This window comes from Geothrix oryzisoli (genome assembly GCF_022808865.1).
GTDB classification, from domain to species: Bacteria; Acidobacteriota; Holophagae; order Holophagales; family Holophagaceae; genus Geothrix; species Geothrix oryzisoli.
Map to the genome: position 1 here is coordinate 49,377 of NZ_JAKZLB010000002.1, position 26,632 is coordinate 76,008.

General features: G+C 68.0%; 18 protein-coding genes and 2 pseudogenes. 12 read left to right on the forward strand and 8 right to left on the reverse strand.

Going from position 1 to position 26,632, the window contains the following annotated elements:
* Positions 1-118 precede the first annotated feature (118 nt).
* The 5 genes and pseudogenes from MLE43_RS15070 to MLE43_RS04970 form a co-directional block, all read left to right on the forward strand.
* A pseudogene (locus MLE43_RS15070) lies at positions 119-337 on the forward strand (helix-turn-helix transcriptional regulator); the annotation flags it as partial.
* A gap of 78 nt (positions 338-415) precedes the next feature.
* Positions 416-568, forward strand: a complete 153-nt coding sequence (locus MLE43_RS04960) for a hypothetical protein (protein ID WP_243302371.1) — start codon at positions 416-418, stop codon at positions 566-568.
* Positions 569-838: 270 nt separating this feature from the next.
* Positions 839-1,774 carry a hypothetical protein gene (locus MLE43_RS04965; protein WP_243302372.1) on the forward strand — a complete coding sequence of 312 codons (936 nt, stop codon included), beginning with the start codon at positions 839-841 and terminating at the stop codon, positions 1,772-1,774.
* A 154-nt stretch (positions 1,775-1,928) separates the two neighbouring features.
* Positions 1,929-2,108 (forward strand): annotated as a pseudogene (locus MLE43_RS15075) (helix-turn-helix transcriptional regulator); the annotation flags it as partial.
* A 1,126-nt stretch (positions 2,109-3,234) separates the two neighbouring features.
* On the forward strand, positions 3,235-3,789 hold the full coding sequence (locus tag MLE43_RS04970) for a hypothetical protein (protein ID WP_243302373.1): 555 nt from the start codon (positions 3,235-3,237) through the stop codon (positions 3,787-3,789).
* Positions 3,790-4,264: 475 nt separating this feature from the next.
* Here the strand turns inward: MLE43_RS04970 and MLE43_RS14775 are convergent, their stop codons facing one another.
* The 8 genes from MLE43_RS14775 to MLE43_RS05020 all read right to left on the reverse strand — a co-directional run bounded on the left by MLE43_RS14775 (position 4,265) and on the right by MLE43_RS05020 (position 13,784).
* The gene (locus MLE43_RS14775; RefSeq protein WP_275976078.1) at positions 4,265-5,227 is read right to left on the reverse strand and encodes an AraC family transcriptional regulator; all 963 of its coding nucleotides are present in this window, start codon (positions 5,225-5,227) and stop codon (positions 4,265-4,267) included.
* A 72-nt stretch (positions 5,228-5,299) separates the two neighbouring features.
* The gene (locus tag MLE43_RS04990; RefSeq protein WP_243302374.1) at positions 5,300-6,058 is read right to left on the reverse strand and encodes a carboxymuconolactone decarboxylase family protein; all 759 of its coding nucleotides are present in this window, start codon (positions 6,056-6,058) and stop codon (positions 5,300-5,302) included.
* A gap of 88 nt (positions 6,059-6,146) precedes the next feature.
* Positions 6,147-7,142, reverse strand: coding sequence for an aldo/keto reductase (locus MLE43_RS04995; protein WP_243302375.1), 996 nt, complete (start codon positions 7,140-7,142; stop codon positions 6,147-6,149).
* 22 nt (positions 7,143-7,164) lie between these two features.
* On the reverse strand, positions 7,165-8,220 hold the full coding sequence (locus MLE43_RS05000) for an NAD(P)-dependent alcohol dehydrogenase (protein ID WP_243302376.1): 1,056 nt from the start codon (positions 8,218-8,220) through the stop codon (positions 7,165-7,167).
* A gap of 215 nt (positions 8,221-8,435) precedes the next feature.
* Positions 8,436-9,743 (reverse strand): C4-dicarboxylate transporter DctA, encoded by a 1,308-nt coding sequence (gene dctA, locus MLE43_RS05005; protein WP_243302377.1) that lies wholly within the window; start codon positions 9,741-9,743, stop codon positions 8,436-8,438.
* A 348-nt stretch (positions 9,744-10,091) separates the two neighbouring features.
* Complete coding sequence (locus MLE43_RS05010) at positions 10,092-10,808, reverse strand: response regulator (protein ID WP_243302378.1); 717 nt, start codon at positions 10,806-10,808, stop codon at positions 10,092-10,094.
* Positions 10,805-12,406, reverse strand: a complete 1,602-nt coding sequence (gene dcuS, locus MLE43_RS05015) for a DcuS/MalK family sensor histidine kinase (RefSeq protein WP_243302379.1) — start codon at positions 12,404-12,406, stop codon at positions 10,805-10,807. The genes MLE43_RS05010 and dcuS overlap by 4 nt, the downstream gene beginning before the upstream one ends.
* A 94-nt stretch (positions 12,407-12,500) precedes the next feature.
* A complete protein-coding gene (locus MLE43_RS05020; protein ID WP_243302380.1) occupies positions 12,501-13,784 on the reverse strand; it encodes a 4Fe-4S dicluster domain-containing protein in 1,284 nt (427 codons plus the stop codon).
* A gap of 172 nt (positions 13,785-13,956) precedes the next feature.
* On the opposite strand from MLE43_RS05020, the gene MLE43_RS05025 reads away from it, so the two are divergent.
* The 7 genes from MLE43_RS05025 to MLE43_RS05055 all read left to right on the forward strand — a co-directional run bounded on the left by MLE43_RS05025 (position 13,957) and on the right by MLE43_RS05055 (position 26,550).
* Entirely contained in the window at positions 13,957-16,029 is a 2,073-nt protein-coding gene (locus tag MLE43_RS05025) for a molybdopterin oxidoreductase family protein (RefSeq protein ID WP_243302381.1), read from the forward strand.
* Between the two features lie 245 nt (positions 16,030-16,274).
* Positions 16,275-17,624, forward strand: a complete 1,350-nt coding sequence (gene gdhA, locus MLE43_RS05030) for an NADP-specific glutamate dehydrogenase (RefSeq protein ID WP_243302382.1) — start codon at positions 16,275-16,277, stop codon at positions 17,622-17,624.
* A 370-nt stretch (positions 17,625-17,994) separates the two neighbouring features.
* Positions 17,995-21,009: a PEP/pyruvate-binding domain-containing protein gene (locus tag MLE43_RS05035; RefSeq protein WP_243302383.1), complete on the forward strand. Its 3,015-nt coding sequence runs from the start codon at positions 17,995-17,997 to the stop codon at positions 21,007-21,009.
* A gap of 92 nt (positions 21,010-21,101) precedes the next feature.
* Entirely contained in the window at positions 21,102-21,713 is a 612-nt protein-coding gene (gmk, locus tag MLE43_RS05040; RefSeq protein WP_420843174.1) for a guanylate kinase, read from the forward strand.
* A gap of 65 nt (positions 21,714-21,778) precedes the next feature.
* On the forward strand, positions 21,779-23,359 hold the full coding sequence (locus tag MLE43_RS05045; protein ID WP_243302385.1) for a S41 family peptidase: 1,581 nt from the start codon (positions 21,779-21,781) through the stop codon (positions 23,357-23,359).
* Positions 23,360-23,371: 12 nt separating this feature from the next.
* Complete coding sequence (locus MLE43_RS05050; RefSeq protein ID WP_243302386.1) at positions 23,372-24,529, forward strand: acyl-CoA dehydrogenase family protein; 1,158 nt, start codon at positions 23,372-23,374, stop codon at positions 24,527-24,529.
* 14 nt (positions 24,530-24,543) lie between these two features.
* A complete protein-coding gene (locus MLE43_RS05055) occupies positions 24,544-26,550 on the forward strand; it encodes a S9 family peptidase (RefSeq protein ID WP_243302387.1) in 2,007 nt (668 codons plus the stop codon).
* The last annotated feature ends 82 nt before the right edge of the window (positions 26,551-26,632 follow it).

Genomic DNA, 26,632 nt, shown 5'->3' on the forward strand with positions numbered 1-26,632 from the left:
GAAGTCTGGCCCTGTAGAATCAGGGAATGGCCGCGCGCCGCCTTCCCCGCTCCTGTTCCCGGAGCGAGGGGGCCACCCTGTCGCCAACACAAATTGTTTGTGTCGAACAGGGATTGCCATGAAGGGTGCACCTCGCCCCCCGCGCCGGCGTGCGCCGAAGCAGCCCCGGGCCCTCAGCGAGCGGCTCTGGCTCGCCCGGGAACGAATGGGCCTGACCCAACGCGCTCTCGGAGCCCGGATCGGGGTCGGGCAGGCGGCGATCTCGGCCTGGGAAAAGGGCCAGTCTGTTCCCCGGGAGAGCACCTGGCCGCTCCTCGTGAGGTCCCTCGGAGTCAGCCAACATGCCCTTGAAACAGGCGAGGGCTTTGAAGTAACCCTCCCGGTGGACCTGGTCGCAGAAGCCTCGGAGGCCCCGATGGGCCTGCCGTCCATGCCGCCGCACGCGGAGGTGCTCCTCGTAGCCACCGATGGCCTTGCCCTGGAGAGCACAACCGCCACCGCAGCTTGCCGCTCGCTCCGGCAGGCCGTGAAGGAAGGGCGCCCGGTCTGGGTGGTGGTGGGCCACTGATCCCGGACGCGGAAGCATCGACTCCGAGGTGAAGTTATCTCAAAATGGCCCCTCACCCCGTGGAGGAGTCCTTGGTCTCGGGACCAGCCCTGGCCCCCCCCACCTCGTTGGTCGAGGGGCTCGATGGCTGATCTCCGCCGCAACGAGCAGGACCGTCTCGAGTCCATCAGGAACCTCCTGGGGCGGGCGATCCGAGAATCCCGAGGGGCCGATAGACGGCCCCTACAGTCGGCGGATTTAGCGCGAGTCGGGACGGCAATGAGGCAAGTGGTGGCCATCATCGACGCCTACCGAGAAGGTCTCTTCGAGCAGGCCCACTCGGTCCGGGTGAAGTGCATCACCTCCGACTTCGGCTCCCTGCTCGAGATCCTTTCGGCCCTGGGCGACCGGGAACTGACCGTGGGGGGCCAGGAAAAGATTCGGACCCGAATCAAGAGTTGGACCCACGAGGCCCGTCAATGGGTGGCCCGTCTGCCCATGCTGGCGGCTGCGTCCCGCCTTCCCGCCAGGGAAGGAAGGTCGGGAGAGGCTCGTTGTGCCCGCCTCAAGGCGTGCTGGTTGGAGGCGGATGGCGCCTGCTTCGCGCCGCCTCCACAAAGGCCACGGATCCTCCTGAATGGCGTGCCTGACCACTTCCAGCCTGCACCCCTCGGGCTCAACCCGCTGCTTGAGGTGGACCCGTTGGATAGGAAGCGACCGATGACGGATACTCCGGCATGGACGCCCAAGCCTCGGCCGTTGCTCGAACTCCTGGGCTTCGCGGAGGAGACCCTGCTCTTGGAGGCAGGCGGGGCCGACCGTGGGGGCCGCACCACCTTCAATGAACGTCGGAGAAATTGCTCCCTCCGAGATGCCTTCGCGTTCAGCTGTGTGGTGGCCTTCGAGCGAACCCTCGGACCCAGGTCCGCGCGCCAGAGCCAGACCTTCCGACGCGAGATCAAACCCACAATATTCGAGCGGTTCATCGCCCTGGTCCAGGAGGCGGCTGTCGGCGGGGAGGTCCCGAGGGAGTTGGCCCTTGGGCCGGATCCCGTCCGGCGGGCCATCAAGGTCCAACGGGCGTGGCAGAGGCTCTTCCAGGCAGCGGGCGTCGCGGACGGTTCAGCCTTCGGCTCACTCCCGGAGGAAGCCAGGTTGGCTGCACAGCGGCGCTTGAAGCCCCAAATCCAGGCCCGCTTGAGGCAACCAGTGGTGCCCTGGGTCTAGGCGACCCTGGCGGCTAGAACCTCGATGGACTGACCCCCGGCGAATCGCTGGAAGTGGAGGTTGGTCGAAATTCTGCAGGAACGGATCGACCGAGGCTTTGACATCAGACGGCCTGGGATGCCGCCGGACGCCAGGAGATGACATGACCCCGACCATGACGAGCTGCGAACCTGCATCTGAGGCTGCGTCGGACTCCTTGAGAGCCTGCACGCTTCTGCGCCTTCCTGAGGTTCTCCGGGCCCGGGGACGATCCCGCAGCACGCATTACTCGGACATTGATCGGGGTCTTTTCACGCGCGCCGTGATTCTCGGCGCCAATTGCGTGGCTTGGCCTGAGTCAGAGGTCATCGCCTTGAACCGGGCACGCATTTCCGGGATGCCCGACCAGGAGATCCGCGCCCTTGTTGCGCGACTGGAGGCCATGCGGAAGCGGGCCAGGGCCGTGGAGCAGGACCAGGAGACCTGAGTCGGTCCGGTTGGTCGAAGGGCACGAGGGAGGGATGAGAGGGCTGTTCGGCTAGGCGCTGCCCTGGCTGGCCTTTGACAGCGCCTGGGGGAGACGATGCACCATCTTGATAATAGAGCCAGTTCGGACCCGCGAGCCGAGCGGCACAGGGCCGCCCTGGTGCTGGCGGATCGGCTTGAGGAGATCGGTGGCTTCACCCGGCAGGTCAAGGCGCTCCGTTGCTGCGGAGTCCTCCGCGCCGATGCTGCGGGGGGCCTGCGCGATTATCCCTGTAACCTGCGCTTCTGCCCGGTATGCCAGCCGAAATGGCGGCGTCGAATGTTCCTCATGTGGGGCGCCAAGGTCGAAGCCCTCCGCAGGCCCGAGGGCGAGATCATGTCGGTGACTTTGACCTGTTCAGGCGGGGACGAGGCCCTGGCAGCCCGGAAGGCCGAACTGCGTGGATGGTTATCTCTGCTGTTCCGCAGGCACGCCTGGAAAGCGGCGGCCGGGCACGTCCGCAGGGTCGGCGTGTTGATGGCGACGGAGGTCGGACCGATGGGTGAGGGGTGCCCCTTGCCCCACGCGCACCTCCTCCTCGTCGGTCCATCTCCCTGCGAGGTCGCTGCGGCCGCCCATTGGCTCGTGGAGGCCTGGTTGGACCTCGTCCCAGGGGCGAGCCCCCAAGGGCAGGATAGTTCTCCCTGCAGGCGGCCTGGTGGCGCCGGAAGGTGGCTCAACTACATCCTCAAGGGGGACACCCTTGACCCTTCATGGGATGACACCCGGCTCGAGGCTAGCGCCCAGGCCCTGCTGGATGGGAGTCATCGGTTGCGCGTCCTGGGGATCCTGCGGGGCCTGAACGTCCCCGCCTCCGCACGCAGACGGGGAAAGATTCGACTTGCAAATGAATTTCGGAGAAGGTGAGCAGATGGGCGGAGTCGGAAGCGGGCTGTTGAGGCACCTCGATCGACGTCCACTTACCACGGACCTCCTGCCGCTCGACGTCAGAGCCTTGGCTCACCTGGTCGACTTCCGAATCTCGTGCGACGCGACCTGCACCTGGACGGTGCAAGGCAAGGTCGTGGGTTCGGCAGTCATGAAAGTCGGAGCCGGTGTGCTGGTGCTCAGCTACCAGTTCGTTAGGTCAGAAAATGAAAGGTCGAAGGTGACCGCCTCGGTTCCGCTCGTGTGGTCGCGATGCACGTTGGGCGGCGAGCGCCCGTGGTTCCTGTGCCCCGCGGTGGGGTGCGGGCGGCGTGTCGCCATCCTCTACTGCGGGGCCAACCTTCTCTGCCGACGATGTCTAGGACTAGCCTACCCCAGCCAGCGCGAAGCCGCGCCCGCACGGGCCCATCGGAGGGCTACCCGGATTCGCCAACGCATAGAGGGGCGGGGCGGCAACGTCGGCGGCGCCATTCCAAAGAAGCCGAAGGGCATGCACCGCGCGACCTTCTACCGGCTCCTGGTCGAGCATCACCGCCGGATGACCCTATACTTCACCGGTGCAATCAAACACCTCGAGGTGCTGTCGAGGCGGATCGAGTCGATGGAAGGGCGGCTGAATTGAATCCTCCTGCCCCCACACCGTAAATCCTGGGGGCAACATTGGGGGCAACTCTGACCACCTTGTTGCACCTAATGCTGTAATCAGAAATCCTTAGTCGCACGATTTGGCGGACACCACCTCCACCAAAGACAAGCCCCCGCCCGCGGGGGCTTGTCTTTGGTGGTATTGCCGCTGCGGGCAGGCAGGCGCCCGGAGGGCAGGACTTGATGTCCTGCCCGGAGGATCGGCGCCGTGCCCAGCAGCGACACGCCAAGCGCCTCTCATTCGGGGCCTCATTTTGTTGTGGTAAAAGGCGAGACTCGAAATCGCTGACATGCTGGCAGGTGGCCGCAGCCGGAGGCAATCCGGTGGACTGCCGGAGGCGTTAAGCGGCGTGCCGGCCTTTCGCGCGGCCGGAGCGTCACCCGAAGGGTGATGCGGAGGGACTCCCATCACCGAGGGTGCCGCCGAACCGCATCCGCGAGGCTTCTGGTATTCACTCCCCCGCCCCCAGCCCCTCCGCCTGCTCCCGCAGCCGCGCCACGTCCTTGGTCGGCGCACTCCCGAAGTACCGCCCGTATTCCCGGGCGAACTGGGAGGGGCTCTGGTAGCCCACGCGGCGGCCGGCGGTACCGGCGTCGAGGCGAGTGAGCAGCATGAGGCGCCGCGCCTCCTGGAGGCGGATGGCCTTCTGGTACTGCAGGGGGCTCATGGCGGTGACGGCCTTGAAGTGCTGGTGGAAGGAGGAGGGGCTCATGTGGACCAGGGTGGCCAGGCGCTCCACGTCCAGGGGCTGGTCGAAGTGGGAGCGGACCCAGGACACGGCCTTGGCGACCCGGTGGAGCTGGCTCTCCTCCTGGCCGATCAAGGCCACCCGCGGGCCCAGCGGGCTCCGCAGGAGCCGGATGAGGATCTCGTCGAGGACGAGGGGAGCCAGCAGTTCCGCCTCGTCGGGTCGGGAGGCCAGCTCCAGGAGCCGCACCACCGCGTTGATCACCGGCGCGTCCAGCTGATCCACGCAGATGGCGCGGCCCTCGCCCCGGCGGGGGAGGCCGAGGGGGTAGACCCTGGCCGTCAGGTCGGCGATCCGCGCCGGATCCAGGTCGATCCGGACGCCGAGGTAGGGCGCCTCCAGGCTGGCCTGGGTGACCTGGGCGGACACGGGCACATCCACGGAATAGACCAGCACCCGCGAGGCGTCGTACTCGTAGAGCTCCTGCCCCAGCATCACCCGCTTCGCGCCCTGGGCCACCAGGCAGAGCGCCGGCCGCTGCACGGCGTGGTGGAAATCCTTGTGGGCCCGGGAGGCCCGGGAGGCGTGGACGCCCGGAAGCCGCAGCTCGAAAGTGCCGTCATAGGGAGCGTGGGCCAGCAGCAGATCCGCGAGCCGGGCCAGGTCCGGCCGAAGGGGCTCCGATTGGGAACCTTGGGGAAGGGGTGGCGTCGAGGGGCGGGCCATGAGCCATTGTCTCCTTACGGACCAGCCCGGTGGTCCGGTCGCGGCGTTTCCCGCGGCCGGGCGGTCCCGGGCCTACTCGGATGCGGGCAGGGTCTCGTTCAGGCAGCGCAGAGCATTGAGGGTTCTCGGATAGCCGAGGTAGGGCAGCAGCTGCGTGATGACGCCCACCAGGGTGGCCCGGTCGTTGCCGACCTGGAGGTTGCCCTGGATGTGCCCCTTCACCTGGGCTTCGCAGCCCCGCAGCGCGAGCAGCATCGACAGGGTGAGCAGCTCCCGCAGGCGCAGGTCCAGCCCCGTCCGCGTGTAGTGGTCCCCGAAGCAGTTGCCGGTCAGGTGGTCCTGGATGTGGAGCTGGTCGGCCGGCGAGGCCTCCCGCATCCGGTCGATCGTCTCGCCGAAGATCGCCTTCTGCACCACCAGGCCCCGCGCCATCCGCGTTTCGCGCGTGGTCGTGGACTGGCCCTCCAGCGGCAGCCGCACCCCGGCGCCCACCAGGATCTCGTTGGTGGCGTGGAGGAAGTCGAAGACCACGGCGATGCCGCAGTAGGGCACCGCCTGGTACACGACCTCCTTCACCTCGACCGGCGTGACGCCCACGGTCAGGGCGGCCCGGAGCATGAGCTTGTATTCCCCGAGCGCCTGGCCCGCGATCAGGGCCGCCAGGATGACCATCAGGCGGGTCCGGTCGTCCAGGGTGACCTGAGAGGCCACCTCATCGAAGGCAAAATGGTCGAACAGCTCGATGAACTCCGGGTCGGTGACCTTCAGGGTGGACTGATGGCCCGGGAACCAGCGTTCATGATTCCGGTTGGCGGCTTCGGAAAGGCCCATGTGTGCTCCCTGCCTGGTTCGTGAATACCGGGGCCAGGAGCCAGGGCAGTCCGACCCGCGCCCTGGCTCCGGTCCAGCCGCGGTCCGGTCAGCGGCCCACCAGCTTCTGCAGGTGCTCCGGGTACCGGGCGCCCTGGAGTTCGACCTGGGCGGCGGCGGTCTCGATGGCCTTCAGGTCTTCGGCGGTCAGGTCGAGGGCGGCGCCTCCCAGGTTCTCCTCAAGCCGATGCAGCTTGGTCGTGCCCGGAATCGGGACGATCCAGGGCTTCTGGGCCAGCAGCCAGGCGAGGGCCAGCTGGGCCGGGGTCGCACCTTTCGCCGCGGCCAGACCCTTCAGCACCTCCACCAGGGCGAGGTTCGCCTTGCGCGCCTCCGGGGTGAACCGCGGAACGATGTTGCGGAAGTCGGTGGGATCGAAGGTGGTGGTCTCGTCGATCTTGCCGGTGAGGAAGCCTTTGCCGAGGGGGCTGAAGGGCACGAAGCCGATGCCCAGTTCCTCGAGGGTGGGGATGATCTCCGCCTCCGGCTCCCGCCAGAACAGGGAGTACTCGCTCTGGAGGGCCGCCACGGGCTGCACGGCGTGGGCCTTCCGGATGGTGGCCGCGCCGGCTTCGGAGAGGCCGAAGTGCTTGACCTTGCCTTCCCGGACGAGGTCCTTGACCGTGCCAGCCACCTCCTCGATGGGCACCTCGGGATCCACGCGGTGCTGGTAGAAGAGGTCGATGGCGTCGACGCGCAGGCGCTTCAGGGAGGCTTCGGCCACGGCCCGGATGCGCTCCGGCCGGCTGTTCAGGCCGCCCGGGTTCTGGCCCGCGACCTGGTCGATGGCGAAGCCGAACTTGGTGGCGATGGCCACCCGGCCCTTGAAGGGCGCCAGGGCCTCGCCCACCAGCTCCTCGTTCACCCAGGGCCCGTAGACCTCGGCCGTATCGAAGAAGGTGACGCCCTTCTCCACAGCGGCCCGGATGAGGGCGACACCTTCCTGCGGGTCGACGGCCGGGCCGAGTCCGAAGCTCAGGCCCATGCAGCCCAGGCCGAGGGCGGAGACATTCAGGCCGTTGATACCGAGTGTTCGCATCTTCATGTGAGTTCTCCTTGTGGTTTCTTCAGCCCTTCAGCGAGGCCATGTCGATGACGAAGCGGTACTTCACATCGCTCTTCAGCAGGCGCTCGTAGGCTCCGTTGATGTCCTGCATGCGGATGACCTCCACGTCGGACGTGATGCCGTGCTCGCCGCAGAAGTCGAGCATCTCCTGGGTCTCGGCAATGCCTCCGATGAGGGAGCCCGCCACGGACTTGCGGCCGAGGACCATGGGCACGGTGTTGAGCAGGGGCTCCAGCCCGCCCAGGTAGCCCACCAGCACCAGGGTGCCGTTCGTGGCCAGGGTCGAGAGGTAGGGGTTGAGGTCGTGGACGTAGGGCACGGTGTCGACGATGAGGTCGAAGCGGCCCGCGACCGAGGCCATCTGGGCGGCATCGGTGGACCGCACCACCCGGTCCGCGCCCAGGCGCCGGGCATCGGCCTCCTTGCCCTGGGAGCGCGTGAAGAGGGTCACCTCGGCGCCCAGGGCCTTGGCCAGCTTCAGCCCCATGTGGCCCAGGCCGCCGAGGCCCACCACGGCCACCTGGCTGCCCTTCCCGACCTTCCAGTGGCGCAGGGGCGACCAGGTGGTGATGCCGGCGCAGAGGAGCGGCGCGGCGCCCCGGAGGTCCAGGCTGTCCGGCACCTTCAGCACGAAGCGGTCGGACACCACGATCTGGTCCGAGTAGCCGCCCTGGGTGGGCCGGCCGTCGTGGCGGTCCGTACCGCCGTAGGTGCCGGTGAAGCCGTTCTGGCAGTACTGCTCCTCGCCGTGCTCGCAGGGCTGGCAGTGGCGGCAGGAGTCCACCAGGCAGCCCACGCCCACGGCATCGCCGGCCTTGAAGCGGGTCACGGCGGCACCCACGGCGCGCACGCGGCCGATGATCTCGTGGCCGGGGACGATGGGATACGTGGTCCAGCCCCAGTCGTTGCGGGCCGTGTGCAGGTCCGAGTGGCAGACGCCGCAGTAGAGGATGTCGATCACCACGTCGTCGGGCCGGGGGTCACGCCGCTCGAAGGGAAAGGGGGCCAGGTCCGAGGTGGGGGACTGGGCGGCGTAGCCGAGAGCGTTCAGGGTCATGGCTTCCTCCGTGCCGGGTGAGATCGGGCCTCGATCTGCGTGGCGACAGAAGGAAGTCTAGGGAGGGGCGGAGCTTCGGATTTGCCTATTACTCCGAACTTCTAGCCCGAACCTCCAGGAAGGAAGCCCGATGCCCCCTCACCCATCCGCAGAAAAGCCCCCGCGGGGCGGGGGCTTTTCTGCGGCGTGAAACGAGCGTTTCGGTGGCTGAAACCCTATTCCATCTCGTTGGCCAGGACCGGCACCTCGACCACGGGGGTCGCGTCCTTCGCCTTGCCGAGGACGGCATGGAACCGGTCCCAGTCGAGCTCCTTCTCCCAGCTGGCCATCACGACGGCGGCGATGCAGTTGCCGATGTGGTTGGTGATGGCGCGGGCCTCGGACATGAACTTGTCGATGCCCAGGATGAGGGCCATGCCGGCCACGGGGATCGTGGGCACCACCGCCAGGGTGGCGGCCAGGGTGATGAAGCCGGAGCCCGTGACACCCGCGGCGCCCTTGCTGGTGATCATCGCCACCACCAGGATCCCCATCTGCTGGCCCAGGGTCAGCTCGATGCCCAGCGCCTGGGCGATGAAGAGGGAGGCCAGCGTCATGTAGATGTTGGTGCCGTCCAGGTTGAAGGAGTAGCCCGTGGGGATCACCAGGCCGACGATGGACTTGGAGAGGCCCAGCTTCTCCATCTTCTCCATGAGGGGGATCAGGGCGGATTCGGACGAGCTGGTGGCCATCACCAGCAGGAGCTCGCTCTTGATGTAGCCCACCACCTTGAAGATGTTGAATCCCGCCAGCCGGGCGATGATGCCCAGCACCACGAAGATGAACACGGCGCAGGTGGCGTAGAAGAGGAAGATGAGCTGGGCCATGGGCACCAGGGACTTCAGGCCGAACTTGCCGATGGTGTAGGCGATGGCGGCACCGGCGCCCAGGGGGGCGAGGTAGAGGATCTGGCGCATGACGCCGAAGAACATCTTGCTGAAGTTCTCCATCATGGAGAGGACGGGCGCCTTGTACTTCTCGGGCATGGCGGCCAGGGAGAAGCCCATCAGCACGGAGATCAGCAGCACCTGCAGGATGTCACCGTCCGTGAAGGCGCTGAACAGCGTCTTGGGGATCATCTTCAGCAGGTGGTCCGCGATGGTCAGGTGCTGCGCCTGGGTCACGTAGTTGGCCACGAGCTTGGGATCGAGCTTTGAAGGGTCGGCGTGGAAGCTGCGCCCGGGCCCGAACACGTTCGCCATGACCAGTCCGACCACCAGGGCCAGGGTGCTGACGATCTCAAAGTAGAGGATGGCCTTCCCGCCCACGCGGCCGGCCTTCTTGATGCTGCCGGAGCCCGCGATCCCCAGGACGACGCTGCAGAGGATCACCGGCGGGATGAGCATCTTGATCAGGTTGATGAAGCCATCGGCCATGGGCTGCATCTTCACGGCGATGGCGGGGTAGAAGTGCCCCAGCAGCGCCCCGAGGACGATCATGACGGCGACCCAGTTGTACAGTTTTGATGCGGCACGCTTGAACATGCGGATGGTCCTTTCAGAAACTCCGGAAACGAGAACCGGACGGCCCCGGAAGGGCCGAAGGTGAACACAGTGGGAAAGATGCCAAGTTGGAGGTGCGGACCGGGGCGTGACCCCCGCTGACGAGCAGACCTGCCGCTCACGCGACCTACGGGTGGTTTTCCTCATTCTGGGTCGCCAGGCCGGAGGATGGCCGTTCTGGAAGTTGATTCCAGGAATTGAAACTTTTGTAAGCAGGCCCGTCTCGCAGGCGCGACGCGGAACCCCCGGAGAATCGCGAGCGAGACCCGGCTCAGCTGGGTTGAGCGCGGGGGTCCGGGGGTGTGCGCGCAGCGCGGAACCCCCGGAGAATCATAAATACCGCTTCGCCTCGCGCAGGTAGGCCCTCTGCAGCAGGAAGCGGTGGACCGGCCGTCCCCCGGTGCCGTATCCCGGCTCCATGCGCAGCACCTTGAGGGTGCAGAGGAACTCGAAGTACTTCCGGACGGAAACCCTGGAGATGCCCACCTGCTGGCCGATCTCCTCGCTGGTGAACCAGGGCGGGGTGTCCGGCCAGGCGGAAATGGCCTGCAGCACCTTGTCCAGGGTGTTCCGGTCCAGACCCTTGGGAAGGCCCTCCCCCTTCACCACCTCCGCGGGCCGGCGGGCCAGGCGCTTGTCGAGTTCCGCCTGGTCGAGGGTCTGACCCTCCCGGATCAGGCGGCGGGTCTCGCCGTAGCGTTCCAGGGCCTGCTTGAGCCGCTCGAACTCGAAGGGCTTGATGAGGTAGTCCACCGCGCCCAGCTTCAGGGCCCGGTCGATGGTCGCCGCATCCCGCGCGGCGGTCACGAAGATCACGTCCACATCCAGGGCCTGCCGCCGGATGGCCGCCATGAGGTCGATGCCGCTCTGCCCGGGCATGAAGATGTCCAGCAGCAGCAGGTCCACGGTGTGGTTCCGGAGCAGCTCCAGGGCCTCCGCCGCGCTCCGCGCGGAGGCCACCGTCTCGAAGCCCGGCACGCGGCTCAGGTACATCCGGTTGAGCTCGGCCACCATGGGATCGTCTTCGACCAGCAGCACCCGGATCATGGTTCCTCCCCTCGGAAGAGGGTGAACGTGGCGGTGAAGAGGGCGCCGCCGCCCTCGCGGTTCTCGGCGACCAGCCGCCCGCCCCGGGCCTCGATGGCCCGGGCGGCCTGCCAGAGGCCGAAGCCCCGGTTTTCGCCCTTGGTGGAGAACCCGAGCGAGAAGGTCTGAGAGAGGATCTCCTCGGGCAGCCCCGGACCACTGTCCGCCACGGACAGGTGCAGCAGCGCCCCCTCGGGCCGGAGGGACACCTGGATCTCGCGGCGGACGCCGTCGCCGATGGCCTCGACGGCATTCTCCAGCAGGTTGCCGAGCACCGTGACCAGGTCGTGGGAGGCCGCGTCATCGGGACAGGGGGGCAGCGAGGCCTCCTGGTCCAGCTCCATGTGGATGTTCTGCTCCCGCGCCGAGGCGAACCGGGCGAGCAGGAAGCCCGCGATGACGGGGTCCTTGATCCGCTGCACCACGAACCCCACCTCGTCATCCAGCCTTCCCACCACCCCGGTGATGTAGGACTTGAGGCGGTCGTACTCCTCCAGCCGGACCAGGCCGAGGATCACGTGGAGCTTGTTCATGAACTCATGGGCCTGGGCGCGGAGGGCGTTGGCGTACAGCCGGACGCCGGTCAGCTGCTCCGCCAGCCGGTTCATCTCGGTGATGTCGCGGAAGGTGGCCAGCGCTCCCGTGATGCGGCCGTTGACCAGCACGGGGACCCGGTTCGTCAGGATCTTCAGCCCCAGGATGTCGCCCTCCTGGTCGTACTCCGCCTGCCCTGTCTCCATGACCGTGCCGAGCCTGGAGCTAGGCAGGACCTCCTCCACCGGGTGGCCCACCAGCTCGCCGTGGCTTCCCGCCAGCGCGAACAGGCGCAGGGCCTCCTCGTTGACGATGGTGACCACCAACTCCCGGTTCACCCCGATGATGCCCTCCCGCACCGAATGCAGCATGGCATTGCGCTGCTGGAGCACGGTGGAGATCTCCTGGGGCTCCATGCCCATCAGGATCCGCTTGATGCGACCGGCCAGGTAGGCAGCGCCCAGGATCCCGGCCGCAAAGCCGATGAGGCCCCCGAACAGGATGCGCTTCTGCACACTCACGACCGCCCGGTCGACCCCCGACTGGAGGAGGCCCACGGCCACGGCCCCCACTTGCCGGTCCCCCTGCCGGACGGGCGTGAAGGCCCGCAGGGACACGCCCAGCGTCCCCTGAGCCACGGAGAGGTAGGACTGCCCGCGGAACACCTCCGCATCATCCCCGCCGACGAACCGGGCCCCGAGCAGGGACGGGTTGGGATGGGAGAGCCGGAGCCCATTCATGTCCATCACCACGACATAATCTACGCCCGCCTCGATCCGGATCCGTTCCGCGAGGGCCTGGACCTGGCTCGGAGGACGCTGGCCCGTCAGCCCTTCGCGCACCGTCTCCGCCTCGGCCACGAGGCGGGACAGCAGGATCACCTTGCCGCTCAGAGCCTCCCGGGCCTGCTGTTCCATCTTCCAGTCCACGAGGACGCCCGTCACCAGCAGGGCCAGGCCCAGAATCAGGCTGACCAGGAGGGTGATCCTGGTCCTGAGCTGGAGGATGGGGCGCGTCCGGGGCATGGTAGGCATCATCGTACGGTGGAAGGCCCCGGAACGGCGAAGCCGGCTGGGGAAGGGCCTTTCGAGGCGGCCGGGGGCCCTCCCCGGAATCCGCTCACATCCCCGCCATCAGGCGGTCCAGGTAGCGCGACTTCAGCTGTCGGGAGGCGAGGGCCTGCTTGAGCGGCGGAAGCCTGAGCACCGCGCCGAGGATGGCCCCGACGGCGCGGTGGCCGTAGCCGGACTGCCCGTCCACCAGGAGTTCCGCCAGCTGACCCCGCTCGAGGGCCATCACGACGGTGCGGTGCGCCGTGTTGGCCGGGGTAAGCACCCGCGCCCGGCGGGCCTTCAGGCGGATGGCCTCCCTCCGGCAGGCCCGGACGCACACGCCGCAGCCCAGGCAGCGATCCTCGTCCAGCTGGGCCCGCTTTGCCGCCGGGTGGCGGGGGTCGTGGGCCGACACGAGGCTGAGCGCCTCGACGGGACAGGCGTTGACGCACTTGCCGCAGCCCTGGCAGCGGGTAGCCTCCAGCTCCGGCTGGTAGTTGGTGGTGTGGACGGGCTTCATGAACGCGAAGCGCCGGGCGGCGATCATGGCCTCGCAGCAGCAGCCGCAGCAGTTGCAGATGAAGCTCACCTGCTCCCGGACGTTCTCCCCGAACTGCACCAGGCCCCGCTCCCGGGCCTGCTGGAGCAGGTCGAGGCATTCGGAGGCCTCCACCCGCCGGGCCACATGGTGCCGGGTGAGGGAATCCGCGCAGGTGCCGAAGGTCATGCAGATGTCCATGGGCGCGTCGCAGGCCTTCCCCAGCTGGGCCATCTTGTGCCGGCAGTAGCAGGCACCGATGCCGATGGCGCCCGCCGAGCGGACCACCTCGCTGGCCCGCTCATGGTCCAGGACCACCAGGCTGGCCTCGCGGGGGAGGGCCGTCTCATCCACGAAGACCCGGCCCAGCTGCGTCGCGCCATTCGCGAACAGGGCCCTCGCGAAGTCCTCCTCCACGTTCAGGTACTGGTAGAACAGCTCGGCCAGGGCCTTCTGGTCCACATCGCCGCGGACCCGCATCATGGAGAACTCGAAGAAGCCCGCCATGGGCGGGGGCAGCACGTAGCGGGTCTCTCCATCCCGGGTGAAGTCCAGCAGCATGGCGCGCTCCGCCAGGGCGTCCAGCGCGGCCCGCGCCCGGGTCTCCGGAAGCTTCCAGATGGCGGCGGCGCGGCGGGCCGTGAAGGGGCGGATCGGCACCTGGGCCAGCAGGTCGGCCTCCTCCTCGCTGACCAGGAGGCGGAGGATCTGGAACAGCCGCTCGGAAGGCGGGGCGCCCTGGGGGAAGCGGTTCAGACGGGCCACCAGGCGCTCGTAGGTGCCGTGGCCGGGTCGGAGGGAGGCGTGGCCCATGGGGAATCCTGGCGCCAGGATAGTCCCGGATCCGGCTGGCGGGACCGTCCGGCCCCTGAAAACAACATCCCCGGGGGCCGCGGCGACCAGGCGGCCCCCCTCTTGCCCGGCCCCGGCGGGGCTGGGATTCTTTCCAAAAAAAGCGACAATGGAGCCTTCCGCCGGAGGGCCCATGCCGACCAGCCTCCACCGCTCCGTCTGCCCCTACGACTGCCCCGACGCCTGCGGCCTCCTGGTGACGGTGGAGGACGGCCGCGCCGTGGCAGTGGCGGGCGATCCCGACCATCCCTTCACCCGGGGGAACCTCTGCCCCAAGATGAACCGCTACCAGGACACGGTGCATCACCCTGAGCGCCTGACGACGCCCCTGCGCCGGACCGGCGCCAAGGGCGGGGGAGCGTTCGCGCCGGTCTCCTGGGACGACGCCCTCGGGGAGATCGCCGACCGCTGGCGGCGGATCATCGCCACGCACGGTGCCGAGGCCATCCTGCCCTACTCCTACGCGGGCACCATGGGCCTGATCCAGCGCAACGCCGGGCATGCCTTCTTCCACCGCCTGGGCGCCTCGAAGCTGGACCGCACCATCTGCTCGCCGGCCAAGAGCGAGGGCTGGGCCCTGGTGATGGGCGCCACGCCCGCGCCGCACCCGGACGCCTGTGCCGCCAGCGACCTCATTCTCCTCTGGGGCATCAACGCGGCCGCCACCACCGTCCACGGCCTCCACGCCGTGCGCGAGGCCAAGCGGCAGGGTGCGCAGGTCTGGCTCATCGACACCTACGCCCACGCCACCGCGCCCCTCTGCGACCGCGTGGTGCTCGTGCGCCCGGGCACGGACGGCGCCCTGGCCCTGGGGATCCTGCACCTGCTGGACCGCCTCGGTCTCTGCGACGAGGCCTTCCTCGCGGCCCACGTCCAGGGCGCGGCGGAGCTGCGGGAACGCATCCTGCCGGACTACCCGCCGGAGCGGGTGGAAGCGATCACCGGCGTACCCGCGGCCACGGTCCGTGAGCTGGCAGAAACCTACGGCCGCGCCCGCGATCCGCACCTGCGCCCGGGGAACGGGATCTCCCGCTACGGGAACGGAGCCATGACCCTGCGCACGCTGGCCTGCCTGCCCGCCTTCGTGGGGGCCTACGCCAAGCCCGGCGGCGGCGGCTTCGCATCCACCAACACCGGGAGCGCCTTCCCCATGCGCCTCGTCGAGCGCGAGGACCTGCTGCCCGGCCCCGTCCGTACCCTCAACATGAACCGCCTGGGCTGGGCCCTGAACGAGCTTCAGGATCCGCCCGTGGCCTCGCTCTACGTCTACCACTCGAACCCCGCCGTGGTGGCGCCGGATCAGAACGCCGTGCTTCGCGGCCTAGCCCGGGAGGACCTCTTCACGGTCGTGCATGAGCGGTTCATGACGGACACAGCCCTGTTCGCCGACCTGGTTCTGCCCGCCACCACCTCCCTGGAGCACAGCGACCTCTACCGCGCCTTCGGCTCCTACTGCGTGCAGCGGGCGCGGCCCGCTGTGGCGCCCGTGGGGGAGAGCCGCTCCAACCTCGAGGTGTTCCAGGCCCTGGCCCGGGCCATGGGCTTCACGGAGGCCGTGTTCGCCCAGTCCGCCGACGACCTCATCGACGCCCTCCTGGCCGAGCCCCATCCGTGGCGAGAGGGGATGGACGAAGGCCGGCTCGCCGAGGGCTTCGCCGTGGAGCTGGACCCCCACCGCCAGGCGCTCCGGTTCGGCACCCTCAGCGGCAAGGTGGAGGTCCTCAACCCCCGCGACCCGGAACCCCTGCCCCGCTTCCTGCCGCCCCACAGTGACGCGGACCCGCACCCGCTCCGGCTCGTCACGGCGCCGGCCGTGCAGGGGCTCAACTCCACCTTCCACGAGCGGGAGGACCTGCGGCGGCGCATGGGCCGGATGGCCCTCCGGCTGAACCCCGCCGAGGCCGAGGCCCGGGGCCTGGCGGACGGCGGCCCGGTGACCGCGTTCAACGGCCTGGGCGAAGTGGCCTTCACCCTGGAGGTGACGGACAAGGTGCCCGCCGGGGTCGCCGTGGCCGAGGGGGTGTGGTGGCGCCGCCACGCGCCCGGCGACCGCACGGTCAACGCCCTCACCTCCCAGCGCCTCACGGACCGCGGCGGCGGCAGCACCTTCTACGACAACCGCGTGGACGTGCGGGCCGGCTGGCCGGGCGAGGCCCCGCATCCTGACCCGCTGCGGGGACCGAGTGCGGCCCAACGCCATACTTGACGCATCGTCAAGAAAACACCGTGCGCACCCATCAAATGGCCCCCTTTTAGTGCTTCACATCACCTCTTGATACCTGGCCCTCGCCCGGTCAGGTTCCTGCGGCTAGAGTCATGTCGTCCTGTTTCCGGCCTTTGAACCACGCCGCGGCAGCCTCGGGACGGGCGCAACGGCATCCACACCCAAGACCCCCATTCCGACCGGAGCCCCGGCTCCGCCTTCACACCCCCTTCCTTCCCGGAGGAACCATGAGCCAGTACGTCAATGAAGTCCTTGAGGGCCTCAAGAAGAAGGCCCCCTGGGAAAGCCTGTTCATCCAGGCCGCGACCGAGATCCTCCACTCCCTGGCCCCGGTCCTCGAGAAGGAGCCCAAGTACAAGAAGAACGCCATCCTCGAGCGCATCGTGGAGCCCGAGCGCGCCATCGGCTTCCGCGTGCCCTGGGTGGACGACAAGGGCCAGATCCGCGTCAATCCGGGCTGGCGCGTGCAGTTCAGCAGCGCCATCGGGCCCTACAAGGGCGGCATCCGCTTCCATCCCAACGTCACCCTCGACACCCTGAAGTTCCTGGGCTTCGAGCAGATCTTCAAGAACAGCCTCACCGGCCTGCCCATGGGCGGCGGCAAGGGCGGCTCCAACTTCGACCCCAACGGCAAGTCCGACGCCGAAGTGATGCGCTTCTGCCAGTCCTTCATGATGGAGCTCTTCCGCCACATCGGTGCCGATACCGACGTGCCCGCCGGTGACATCGGCGTGGGCGGCCGCGAGGTCGGCTACATGTTCGGCATGTACAAAAAGCTGGCCAACGAGTTCACGGGCGTGCTCACGGGCAAGGGCCAGTACTGGGGCGGCAGCCTCGTGCGCCCCGAAGCCACCGGGTACGGCGTGGTCTACTTCGCCGAAGAGGCGCTGAAGACGAAGGGCGACAGCATCCAGGGCAAGAAGGTGGCCGTGTCCGGCTTCGGCAACGTGGCCTGGGGCGCCGTCACCAAGGCCACCCAGCTGGGCGCCAAGGTCGTCACCATCTCCGGCCCCGACGGCTACATCTACGATGCGGACGGCATCAGCGGCGAGAAGATCGAGTACATGACCGAGATGCTCCGCATCGACCGCATGTCCGTGGCCCCCTACGCCCAGAAGTTCAAGACCGCCCAGTTCCACGCGGGCAAGCGCCCCTGGGAGCAGAAGGTGGACGTGGCCCTGCCCTGCGCCATCCAGAACGAGCTGAACCTCGACGAGGCCAAGAACCTGATGGCCAACGGCTGCAAGGCTGTGATCGAGGGCGCCAACATGCCCAGCACCCTGGATGCCGTGGAGTTCTTCCAGGCCAACACCGGCAAGATCATCTTCTCCCCCGGCAAGGCCTCCAACGCCGGCGGCGTGGCCACCTCGGGCCTGGAGATGAGCCAGAACTCCATGCGCCTGGGCTGGACCGCCGAGGAAGTGGATGCCCGCCTGCACCAGATCATGATCAACATCCACAAGTCCTGCGCGGAGGCTGCGGAGCGCTTCGGCACCCCCGGCAACTACGTGAACGGCGCGAACATTGCCGGCTTCATCAAGGTGGCCGACTCCATGATCGACCAGGGGCTTGTGTAATCGCTGATGGCTTTTCGCCAAGGCACGAAAAGGGGGACCGCGAGCGGTCCCCCTTTTTTGCGCCCAGGCCAGTAAACTGCGGGGAACCGGGGGCCCTAAGAGCTCCTAACCAAATCCGACGATGCCGCGATGAAGCCAGGCGGGATGCACCGAAAGGAAGGACCCGCGGGGCGATGCGGGACATCGTTCAAGGGGCCTGACGCCGCGGGGCGCCCGCCGGGCTTCATCCCTCGGGGCGAGGGGTGGTGGGCTTCTCGATGCTTCGTCACGCTCGTCGCGCGTAGTGCCTGCTACGCTTCGACTCGCGTTCCTCGCCTCGCTCGCTCAGCACCCCTCGCGCGGCGGCGTGGGATTTTGTCAGGAGCTCTGGATGTTCAGTCGCGACTTCAATGAGATCTTCCACAAATACGCGACGGACAAGGAGATCTTCCACGAGCTCATGCCCCTGCGCACCCGGGAGATCCTCCTGGTGGCCCCGGCCTTCGACGCCTTCACCCTGGAGCAGGATGGCCTGCTGACGGAGATCCTCTTCGACGGCTACTACCAGCTCAACATGAGCAACCCGCCCCGGGTGACCAACGTGTCCACCGTGGACGAGGCCCTGGAGCGCTGCGCCAGCCGACACTTCGACATCATCATCGTCATGAGCCGCCTGGGCCAGGGCGGGCACGTGGAGCTGTCGCGGGCCCTGCGCAAGGCCGCCCCCCGGATCCCCATCTACCTGCTGCTCAACGACAACGTGGAAGTGGGCGTCATGGACCGGCGGCGGCAGGAGCTGCTCCGCCACTACGACCAGATCTTCGTGTGGAACGGGAACCCCGAGATCTTCATGGCCATGGTGAAGTTCATGGAGGACCGGGCCAACGTTCTCAATGACACCAAGGTCGGCCTCACCCGCGTGATCCTCCTGGTGGAGGACAGCATCCGCTACTACTCGCGGTACCTGCCCATCCTCTACAGCGAGATCCTCAAGCAGACCACGCGCCTGGCCAAGGAACAGAACATGGACCGCATGACGCGCACCCTGTCCATGCGCGTCCGCCCCAAGGTGATCCTGGCCACCTCGTACGAAGAGGCCATGGCCTTCTGCGACCAGTTCCAGGACTACCTGCTCTGCGTCATCTCGGACCGGAAGTTCCCCAAGGGCGGCGCCCTGGACCGCGAGGCCGGCATCAAGCTGATCCGCGCGCTCAAGGAGCGCATCCCCGACCTGCCGACCCTGCTCCAGTCCTCGGATCCGCTGAAGGAATCCTGGGCCACGGCCCTGGGTAGCGGCTTCCTGAACAAGAACTCGTACACCCTCGGTGCGGAGCTCTCGAGCTTCTTCTATGAGCGCCTGGGCTTTGGCGACTTCATCTTCCGGGACCCGGCCGGCGAGGAGATCGCCCGGGCCACGGACATGGAGGACCTGCGGGAGAAGCTCCGCACCGTGCCCGCCGAGTCCCTGGTCTACCATGCCCTCCGCAACCACTTCTCCTCCTGGATCATGGCCCGCGGTGAGGTCCAGGTCGCCAAGGTCCTGGCGCGGTTCCGCATCTCGGACTACCGCGACCCGGAGGAGATGCGCACCTTCCTCATCGACGTGGGCGACTATGTGCAGCGCATGAAAACCCTGGGCAAGGTGGTGCCCCTCACGGACTCCACGCCCCGGGACGAACCCAACATCCTCCGCCTGGCCCCGGGTTCCATGGGCGGCAAGGGGCGCGGCGTGGCCTTCACGCATTCCCTGCTCTCCCGCCTGGACCTGGAGAGCCTGGCGCCGGGCGCCAACATCCGCATCCCCCGCTCGGCCATCATCGGCACGGAGGAGTTCACGGGCTTCATCCACCGGAACGGGCTGCGGCAGATGGTCCAGGACGATGTCGACGACGACGCCATCAAGCGGCGCTTCCTCATGGGCTCGCTGTCGCCGGAGCTGATCGCCAAGCTGCGGCTCTTCCTCACCAAACACGCGAAGGTGCCCCTGGCGGTGCGCTCCTCCGGCCTGCTGGAGGACAGCCTGTCCCACCCCTTCGCGGGCCTCTACAACACCTTCTTCCTGCCCAACAACGACCCCGATCCTGCCGTGCGCGAAGTCCAGCTCATGGAAGCCATCAAGCTGGTCTACGCCTCCGTCTATTCCAAGGCCTCCCGCGCCTACTTCCAGGCCATCGACTACAAGATCGAAGAGGAGCAGATGGCCATCCTCGTCCAGGAGGTCTCGGGTCGCCGCTTCGGGAGCCGCTTCTATCCCCACATCTCCGGCGTCGCCCAGTCCTTCAACTACTACCCCGTGGCCTACACCCAGCCCCAGGACGGGATCGCCAACATCGCGGTGGGGCTCGGCAAGTATGTCGTGGAGGGCGAGAAGGCCTACCGCTTCGCGCCGCCCTATCCCGAGATGGACGTGATCCCGCCCAAGGAGCAGCTGCGCACCACGCAGAAGCGCTTCTACGCGCTGGACATGAGCCGGACCTCCGTCGACCTGTACGGGGGGGAGGATGCGACGCTGCTCAACCTCGACATCCAGGAGGCCGAGAAGGATGGCGCCTTGAACCATTGCGCCTCCGTCTGGGACTGGAACGACGACCGCATCCAGGACGGCCTCGACCATCCGGGCCCCCGCATCGTGAACTTCCGCAACATCCTCAAGTACGACCAGTTCCCCCTGGCCCAGATCCTCCAGCGCCTGCTGGAGCTGATCCGCGGGGCCATGGAGACGCCGGTGGAGATCGAGTTCGCCGTGAATCTCGACCCCGATCCCCTCAACGGCAAGCCCACCTTCACCCTCCTGCAGATCAAGCACCAGCTCCTGGAAACCGGCGACGTCAACCTCTCGCCCGAGGATTTCGATCCCGCCGAAGTCTTCCTCTTCTCGGAGCGCTGCGTGGGCAACGGCATCGTGGAGGGCCTGCGCGACATCGTCTGGGTGGATCCGGAGGGCTTCGACAAGTTCGAGACGCCGGCCCTGGCCGCCGAGATCGAGAAGCTCAACGACCGCTTCCGCGCCGAGGGCGGGAAGTACATCCTGCTGGGCCCCGGCCGGTGGGGAAGCAACGACCGCCACCTGGGCATCCCCATCGTGTGGTCCATGATCTCCTGCGCCCAGGTGATCGTGGAGTACGCCATGGAGAACTTCCAGGCGGACGCCTCGCTGGGTTCCCACTTCTTCCACAACGTGACGTCCCTGAACATCGGCTACTTCACCGTGCCCTATCCGCGGGGTTCCAGCCTCCTGGACTGGGACTGGCTGCGCGGCCAGCCCGAGGCTTGGCGCTCGGGCTGCCTGGTGCACACCCGTTTGGAGGCGCCCGTCCACATCGTCATGGACGGACGGAGCAGCGCCTCGGCCATCTTCAAACGCACGCCGGAACCCGTCCCGGAGGAGCCGGAGGAGTTCCTGTAGGCCCGGTCGCAGTCCGGCTGGGCGGGGGCCTCCCCGCCCGGAACCCGGCCTCAGCCCGGCTTCCGCTAAAGTGGGAGGAGGAGGGGCCCTTGATCCACCATCCCGGCAATGTGTTCGTGGTCTCCGCCCCGTCGGGAGCGGGCAAGTCCACCCTGACCCAGCGGCTCGTGCAGACCGTGCCGGACCTGATCTTCTCCATCTCCTTCACCACCCGGAAGCCCCGCCCCGGCGAGGTGGACGGCCGCGACTACTTCTTCATCGACGATGACCGGTTCGACGCCATGGTCCGGGAAGGCGGCTTTGTGGAATGGGTGCAGGTCTACGGCCAGCGCTATGGCACGGGCCGGGAGTGGCTGAATGGCGTGCTGGCCACGGGGCTGGATGTGCTGCTGGACATCGAGACCACCGGCGCCCTGAACCTGCGCCGGGCCATCCCCGACGCCCGCATGATCTTCATCCTGCCGCCCTCGGCCGCCTCCCTGGAGCAGCGCCTGCGCAGCCGGGGCAAGGACTCGGACGAGCAGATCCGCATCCGCATGCAGCACGCGCGGCACGAGCTGGAGTTGTATCACGCCTACGACTACCTGATCCTCAATGACGACCTTGAACTCGCCTACCAGCACTTCGAGAGCGTCATCCACGCCACCCGGGCCAGCCGCGAACGCATGGCCCCCGTGGCCCAGAGGATCCTCGCGGGGTTCTAGGAGAACCACCATTCGCCCCCGGAACGGCCCGGGCGTATCCTGGAGGCATTCTCCCCGGGAGCCTCATGGCCCGTTTCATCAAGCGCAATTGGATGTGGATGGTGATGGCCGCCACCGTGGCCGTGGCGGGGCCCCTGCTCGCCCGGTCCGGCGCGGAAGGCGCCCGTCAGCGGAGCCTCGAGACCCTGACCGAGGTCATGGACCTGGTGCAGAAGCAGAGCCCCGAACCCCCGACCCCCCGCCAGATCACCCACGCCACCATCCAGGGCATGCTCCATACCCTCGATCCCCACTCGAACTACATGGACGAGAGCGAGTTCCGCCTGCTGCGCGAAGAGCAGAAGGGCTCCTTCTTCGGCATCGGCGCCATCATCCAGCAGCATGACCAGGGCATCGCCATCATCAGCCCCATGAAGGGCGGCCCGGCGGAGCGCCTGGGCGTGCGCTCCGGCGACATCATCAAGGAGATCGACGGGACGAGCACCGAAGGGATGACCTCCAACGCCGCCCTCCAGAAGCTCCGCGGCGAGAAGGGCACCCTGGTGGAGCTGGCCATCCAGCGGGCGGGCATCGCCGGCCTGCTGCGCTTCTCCATCCCCCGGGCCGAAGTCCCCACCAACAGCGTCTACTACAGCTTCATGCTGGGCCCCACGACCGGCTTCATCCTCATCAAGGACTTCGGCGAGACCACCTCCGACGAGTTCGAGAAGGCCGTCGCCGGCCTCAAGAAGCAGGGCATGAAACAGCTCATCCTCGATCTCCGCGGCAACGGCGGCGGCGTCCTGGATGCGGCCATCGGCATCTGCCGCCAGCTCCTGGGCCCCGACCAGCTCATCGTCAGCCAGAAGGGCCGCGACGGCCGCGACGAGAACCAGACGCGCACCAGCAAGGGCGCCCAGCTGGACCCCTTCCCCCTGGTGGTCCTCATCAACCGGGGTTCCGCCAGCGCCAGCGAGATCGTCACCGGCGCGGTGCAGGACCACGACCGGGGCCTCGTCATCGGCCAGACCAGCTGGGGCAAGGGCCTCGTCCAGAGCGTGCTGCCCATCAACCGCTCGCGGGGCCTGGCGCTCACCACCGCCCGCTACTACACCCCCTCGGGCCGCAGCATCCAGCGCGACTACACCCACGGCCTGGATGACTACTACAACCCCGAGGACGACAAGGATCCCAAGCCCCAGGGCCCGGCCTTCAAGACCGACCTGGGCCGCACCGTCTACGGCGGCGGCGGCATCAACCCCGACTATCCCCTGCCCCTCATCCGCCTCAACGAGTTCATGATCAACCTCCGGTTCCGCCACTCGGCCTTCTTCCGCTACGCCGTGCAGGAGAAGGAGCGCTTCGGGGTCAAGCCCGGCGAGCGCGCCGACGACGCGGTGATGGCCCGGTTCCGCGCCTGGACCCAGGAGCAGAAGCTGGCCATCAGCGACAAGGAGTGGGCCGACAACCTGGAGGCCATGCAGGAGCAGCTCTCCATCGAGATGCAGAACGTCGCCTTCGGCGTCGAGGCCGGCTTCAAGCTCCAGTGCGTGAAGGACCCGGTGATCCTCAAGGCCCTGGAGGTGATGCCCGAGGCCGAGGCCCTGCTCCGCAAGAAGCAGCTCCTCTCCCGCGCCGCCACGACCACGACCGCCACCCTCCGCTGAAGCGAGGTCCCCATGGATGTCACGCTCCCCGAGCACGTCGAGGCCCTGCGCCAGGAGGTCCGCAGGTTCGCGGAAAAGGAGATCCGGCCCCACGTCATGGCCTGGGATGAGGCCAAGACCTTCCCCATGGAGGTGGTGAAGCAGCTGGGCGAGATGGGCATGATGGGCGTCATCTTCCCGGAGGAATACGGCGGCGCCGGCATGGGCTACCAGGAATACGCGGTGGTGGTGGAGGAGCTCTCCCGCGTGGATGGGTCCGTGGGCATCACCGTGGCCGCCCACAACAGCCTCTGCAGCAACCACATCTTCACCATGGGCGATGAGCGCCAGAAGCAGACCTACCTGAAGCCCCTGGCGAGCGGGAAGGCCATCGGGGCCTGGGGCCTCACGGAGCCCGGCTCCGGCAGCGATGCGGGCTCCCTGCGCACCTCCGCGAAGAAGGAGGGCTCGCACTACGTCCTGAACGGCACCAAGACCTTCATCACGCACGGTACCGTGGGCGACATCTTCGTGGTGATGGCCCGCACCCGGCCGCCCGAACCCGGCCGCAGCAGCGCGGACGGCATCAGCGCCTTCGTGCTGGAGAAGGGCATGAACGGCTTCCGGGCCGGCAAGCAGGAGAACAAGCTGGGTCTGCGCGCCAGCGACACCTCGGAGCTCATCCTGGAGGACGTCAAGGTGCCCGAGGCCAACCTCCTCGGGGAGGACGGCGTGGGCTTCAAGCAGGCCATGAAGACCCTCGATGGTGGCCGCATCAGCATCGGGGCCCTGGGGCTCGGCATGGCCCAGGGGGCCTTCGAGGAGGCCCTGCGCTACAGCAAGATCCGCCACACGTTCGGCCATCCCCTGGCGGATCACCAGGGCATCCAGTTCAAGCTGGCGGACATGGGCACCGAGATCGAGGCCGCCCGCCTGCTCATCTACCGCGCCGCGGGCCTGAAGGACCAGGGCCTGCCCTACGCCAAGGCCGCCAGCATGGCCAAGCTCTACAGCTCCGAGGTGGCCTGCCGCGTGGCCGACCAGGCCGTGCAGATCCTCGGCGGCTACGGCTACATCAAGGACTACCCGGTGGAGAAGTACTACCGGGATGTGAAGCTCTGCACCATCGGCGAAGGCACCAGCGAGATCCAGCGCACGGTCATCGCCCGCTACCTGCTGTCCGAGTACTGACCCACGGAGTCCCCATGAAGATCCCGCTCCTCCTCCTCGCCGCAGGCCTGCCCCTGCTGGCCAGCCGCCCCCTCCAGGTCGACGACCTGTTCAAGGTCAAGCGCGTCACGGACCCGCAGCTGTCCGCCGCCGGCGCCCTGGCCTACCAGGTGGGCACCGTGGACTTCCAGGCCAACAAGTCCACCACCCACGTCTGGTACAAGCCGGCCGGTGGCGAGGCCAAGGCCCTCGACCTGGGCTCCGGCAGCCAGTCCCGGCCCCGCTTCAGCCCGGATGGGAAGAAGCTCGCCTACCAGTCCGGCGGCCAGGTGTGGATCGTGGACCTGGGGACGAAGGAGAAGCGCCAACTCACGAAGCTGAGCGGCGGCGCCGAAGGCCAGGTGTGGAGCCCGGACGGCAAGTGGCTGGCCTTCCTCTCCACCACCGTGCCCTCGGGCAACGAGGCGGAGAACGCCGCCTACCTGAAGCGCCAGGAGGAGAACAAGGTCAAGGCCCGCGTCATCACCCACCTGATGTACCGCCACTGGAACGAGTGGAAGGACGACCAGCAGGTGAGCCATCTCTTCGTGGTCCCCGCCGACGGCAGCGCCGCCCCGAAGGACCTCACGGCCGGCTTCACCACGGACGTGCCCAACTTCGCGGACGTGGCCGCCGGCGACGCCTTCGCCTGGTCTCCCGACGGCAAAGCCCTGGCCTTCGAATCCCATCCTGAGCAGACCAAGGCCGTGAGCACCAACGGCGAGATCTACGAGGTGGCCCTCGCGGGCGGCCCCGCCCGGAAGCTCTCCGACAACCCGGCCATGGACACCACCCCCCGCTATTCGCCGGACGGGAAGCAGCTGGCCTGGCGGGCCCAGCGCCGGCCCGGCTTCGAATCCGACAAGTTCGAGCTGTGGGTCATGGACCGCGCCACCGGCAGGATTGTCCGCACCACCCAGGCCTTCGATCAGAGCTTCGGCGACTTCCAGTGGCAGGGCCAGGACCTGGTGGGCGTCAGCGACCAGCAGGGCCACGCGGACCTCTTCCGGTGGACCGACCAGGGCCTCCAGCGCCTCAGCAAGGGCCTGCACATCGAGGGCTTCGCGCTGGCGAAGGACCGGGCCGTGCTGGTCTCCACCAGCCTCACCACGCCGCAGGATCTCTACACCCTGGACCTGAAGACGGGCACGACGACCCGGGCCTCCCACCACAATGAAGCCCTGGCCAGGGAGCTGGGCCTCAACCCCGGCGAGGACCTCTGGGTGGACACCCTGCCCCTGAACGGCACGCCCACCAAGGCCCATGCCTTCGTGGTGAAGCCCGTGGGCTACGATCCCGCCAAGAAGTACCCCGTGGCCTTCGTCATCCACGGCGGCCCCCAGGGCGCGTGGGCCGACAGCTGGCACCCCCGCTGGAACGCCCAGGCCTGGGCCGGGCGCGGCTTCATCACCGTGCTCCCCAACCCCCGCGGTTCCTCGGGTTTCGGCCAGGCCTACTGTGACGCCATCAGCGGTGACTGGAACGGCGCCGTGATGACCGACCTCATGAACACCCTGGACGCCGTCCTCAAGCAGTTCCCCAACGCCGATCCCAAGCGCGTGGTGGCCTGCGGCGGCAGCTACGGCGGCTATGCCACCAACTGGCTGGCCGGACACGAGGCCGACCGCTTCGCCGCCTTCGTGACCCATGCGGGCATCTTCAACACCGAGAGCATGCAGGTGGGCAGCGAGGAGCTGTGGTTCCCCCGCTGGGAGTTCAAGGGCTGGCCCTGGGAGAACGCCGAGACCAAGGCCCGCTGGCAGGCCCAGAGCCCCAGCAATGGCGCCGCCGCCTTCAAGAAGCCCATGCTCGTCGTCCACGGCGAGCTGGACTACCGCGTGCCCGTGGGCGAGGCCTTCCAGCTCTTCAACACCCTGCAGCTGCGCGGCATCCCCAGCGAGCTGCTCTACTACCCCGACGAGTTCCACTTCGTCCTCAAGCCCCAGAACAGCAAGCTCTGGTACGACACCGTCCTCGGCTGGTGCGAGCGCTGGACGAAGTAGCCCCACCCGTCCACGCGGCGGGGCCCCCCCCCCGGGGCCCGGGCCGGGGCGGGGGGCGCCCGCCCCCCCGCCCCGGCGACTG

Bases quoted from the DNA above. Each gene is read 5' to 3' on its own strand.
- dcuS (WP_243302379.1), bottom strand. From the start codon at position 12,406: ATGCCCCGGACGCGCCCCATCCTCCAGCTCAGGACCAGGATCACCCTC.
- MLE43_RS04995 (WP_243302375.1), bottom strand. From the start codon at position 7,142: ATGAAGATGCGAACACTCGGTATCAACGGCCTGAATGTCTCCGCCCTC.
- MLE43_RS14775 (WP_275976078.1), bottom strand. From the start codon at position 5,227: ATGGCCCGCCCCTCGACGCCACCCCTTCCCCAAGGTTCCCAATCGGAG.
- MLE43_RS05045 (WP_243302385.1), top strand. From the start codon at position 21,779: ATGGCCCGTTTCATCAAGCGCAATTGGATGTGGATGGTGATGGCCGCC.
- MLE43_RS04990 (WP_243302374.1), bottom strand. From the start codon at position 6,058: ATGGGCCTTTCCGAAGCCGCCAACCGGAATCATGAACGCTGGTTCCCG.
- dctA (WP_243302377.1), bottom strand. From the start codon at position 9,743: ATGTTCAAGCGTGCCGCATCAAAACTGTACAACTGGGTCGCCGTCATG.
- MLE43_RS05025 (WP_243302381.1), top strand. From the start codon at position 13,957: ATGCCGACCAGCCTCCACCGCTCCGTCTGCCCCTACGACTGCCCCGAC.
- MLE43_RS05010 (WP_243302378.1), bottom strand. From the start codon at position 10,808: ATGATCCGGGTGCTGCTGGTCGAAGACGATCCCATGGTGGCCGAGCTC.
- gdhA (WP_243302382.1), top strand. From the start codon at position 16,275: ATGAGCCAGTACGTCAATGAAGTCCTTGAGGGCCTCAAGAAGAAGGCC.
- MLE43_RS05055 (WP_243302387.1), top strand. From the start codon at position 24,544: ATGAAGATCCCGCTCCTCCTCCTCGCCGCAGGCCTGCCCCTGCTGGCC.
- MLE43_RS05035 (WP_243302383.1), top strand. From the start codon at position 17,995: ATGTTCAGTCGCGACTTCAATGAGATCTTCCACAAATACGCGACGGAC.
- MLE43_RS05000 (WP_243302376.1), bottom strand. From the start codon at position 8,220: ATGACCCTGAACGCTCTCGGCTACGCCGCCCAGTCCCCCACCTCGGAC.
- MLE43_RS05020 (WP_243302380.1), bottom strand. From the start codon at position 13,784: ATGGGCCACGCCTCCCTCCGACCCGGCCACGGCACCTACGAGCGCCTG.
- MLE43_RS05050 (WP_243302386.1), top strand. From the start codon at position 23,372: ATGGATGTCACGCTCCCCGAGCACGTCGAGGCCCTGCGCCAGGAGGTC.
- MLE43_RS04960 (WP_243302371.1), top strand. From the start codon at position 416: ATGGGCCTGCCGTCCATGCCGCCGCACGCGGAGGTGCTCCTCGTAGCC.